This window comes from Citrobacter sp. wls826 (assembly GCF_005281245.1).
GTDB lineage: Bacteria > Pseudomonadota > Gammaproteobacteria > Enterobacterales > Enterobacteriaceae > Citrobacter > Citrobacter braakii.
Window position 1 is genome coordinate 1 of sequence record NZ_SZWS01000056.1, and the last position, 1740, is coordinate 1740.

Below are 1740 nucleotides of genomic sequence, written 5' to 3' on the forward strand. Positions count from 1 at the left end.
ATCAGAGCGACGGCATCGCCGGCGCGGTGGAGGCGGCACGACCGGCACGGGTGCAGCAAACCGCAGGGGTTGACCTTCGCCATCAGACCCTAGCCGTATGGCCCGAAAACCGCAGGGGTTAGGCGGAGACTGGCAGGTGCGCAGCAGTTGCCCTGGCGGAGTGGGGCTCGACGACTGGACAGCGCCAGTTGGTCAGGAGCCGAAGGGGGCCATCAGTCTGTTATTACTGAGACCAGAGGAATAGAACAGAACCATGCAGACAGTAGATAAATGATCCGCAATCAGTAAATCACAATGGACAGGGCGGGAAGAGAGCGGGCGCTGCCGCCCTTCCCCGTTCCCGGAGGGAACCGTCCTTCCTGGCTGTTCATGCTTGCGATCGGAAAAAGGGGCTGCCAGCGAACCGGCAACCCCTTCATAAAGGCGCTTCAGGCATGACCAAACCACCACAGCCCCTGATTGGCGGGGGTTAGCTACTTAGCGGATTCGTAAGCCATAAAAGCCACCACCTCCCTGTTCGTGTCCCTGTAGCGGATTTCGCAGAGCGATTTCCGGGTCAGGTAAGCGAATATCAACAGTGTGAGACACACTATTAATACACACCCGAGCAGGGTGTTTCGTGGCAGTTTCATAGCCTTCTTCTCTGTCAACGCAAAGCAGAAGTGTCACCTTCGGTGCGAAACAGAGATGTCATGCTTTGGTTCAGAGAATGCGTTTGACCGCCTCGCTATATACTTCCGAGCGTTCTCTTTTCCCAACAGAAATCACGAAAACGACAACTTTCTCGTCTATAACCTGGTATACAAGGCGATAGCCTGAAGACCGGAGCTTAATCTTGTAACAATCAGGCATACCACGGAGCTTGTTTGCTTCAATCCGGGGTGACTCAAGTACTTCAACCAGCTTCTTTTTCAACTGTTCACGTACCGTCGAGCCCAGCTTTCGCCATTCCTTTAGTGCCCGCTCGTCAAAATCCAGAAAATACGCCATCAGAGTTCATCCAGCGTCACACGTACTGGCTTAGGATTACGAAGCCGTTCTTTCACTATCTCCACAAGTTCAGCATCTTCATCACTCAGGAGTGTCTGTTTGAACGGCAAGCGTTCATTGTCAGCGATATACTCGAGCATGAGACGAAGCGCTTCAGAAGGAGTTACGCCCATTTTTTCAAGCGCGGCGTAAGAACGCGCTTTAAGTTCATCGTCAATACGCAGGTTAATGCTACCCATGTCTTACACCTCTTGTAATTACAAATGTCATTACAAGTATCGCACTACAACATGCTTAGGGCAAGTCACGAAGGAAGTCAGAAAGTAGTCGTAAGAACGGTGATCACTGTCCGCTTTGTGCCAGGAACGGACGTTACTACTAGCTCAAGCAAACCGCTCCTTAGCCCTTAATGAAGAATGGAGGTATTGGTATAAATAGGTGAATATCGGAATATTTCCAACAGGGAAAGGGACGTTTTTAGGGGATAACTATATTATCACCTAGTGGCCGTAAGAATATGCGCAGAGAGAACATATTTCACAACAGCCACCTTAGTTTTATGAAAAATCATAAACCGTAGGAATATTTAAACGCATTTAAACGTCAGGCGAGCAACGCCATTAACAAGTAAGTGTGTATCAATATCAGTTCTGACTTCTTTCATAGATTTATTTTGTACCCTACAGAAATCAGAAGTGAATCGCCACGGATAATCTAGACACTTCCGAGCCGTTGATAATACTGGTTTTC

General features: G+C 49.2%; 3 protein-coding genes and 2 pseudogenes. 1 reads left to right on the top strand and 4 read right to left on the bottom strand.

The window, feature by feature from the left end; all coding sequences use genetic code 11:
• Window positions 1-473: 473 nt before the first annotated feature.
• The 4 genes and pseudogenes from FDW87_RS23325 to relB form a co-directional block, all read right to left on the bottom strand.
• Window positions 474-593 carry a type I toxin-antitoxin system Hok family toxin gene (locus FDW87_RS23325; protein WP_371415030.1) on the bottom strand — a complete coding sequence of 40 codons (120 nt, stop codon included), beginning with the start codon at window positions 591-593 and terminating at the stop codon, window positions 474-476.
• Window positions 541-669: pseudogene (locus FDW87_RS17200) on the bottom strand (DUF5431 family protein); the annotation flags it as partial. The pseudogene FDW87_RS17200 and the gene FDW87_RS23325, both read right to left, overlap by 53 nt.
• Before the next feature lie 33 nt (window positions 670-702).
• Window positions 703-990 carry a type II toxin-antitoxin system mRNA interferase RelE gene (relE, locus tag FDW87_RS17205; RefSeq protein WP_000323025.1) on the bottom strand — a complete coding sequence of 96 codons (288 nt, stop codon included), beginning with the start codon at window positions 988-990 and terminating at the stop codon, window positions 703-705.
• A complete protein-coding gene (relB, locus tag FDW87_RS17210) occupies window positions 990-1229 on the bottom strand; it encodes a type II toxin-antitoxin system antitoxin RelB (RefSeq protein WP_000534858.1) in 240 nt (79 codons plus the stop codon). Before relB ends, relE begins: the two co-directional genes overlap by 1 nt.
• A gap of 24 nt (window positions 1230-1253) precedes the next feature.
• On the opposite strand from relB, the pseudogene FDW87_RS22915 reads away from it, so the two are divergent.
• Window positions 1254-1373 (top strand): annotated as a pseudogene (locus FDW87_RS22915) (hypothetical protein); the annotation flags it as partial.
• Between the last annotated feature and the right edge of the window lie 367 nt (window positions 1374-1740).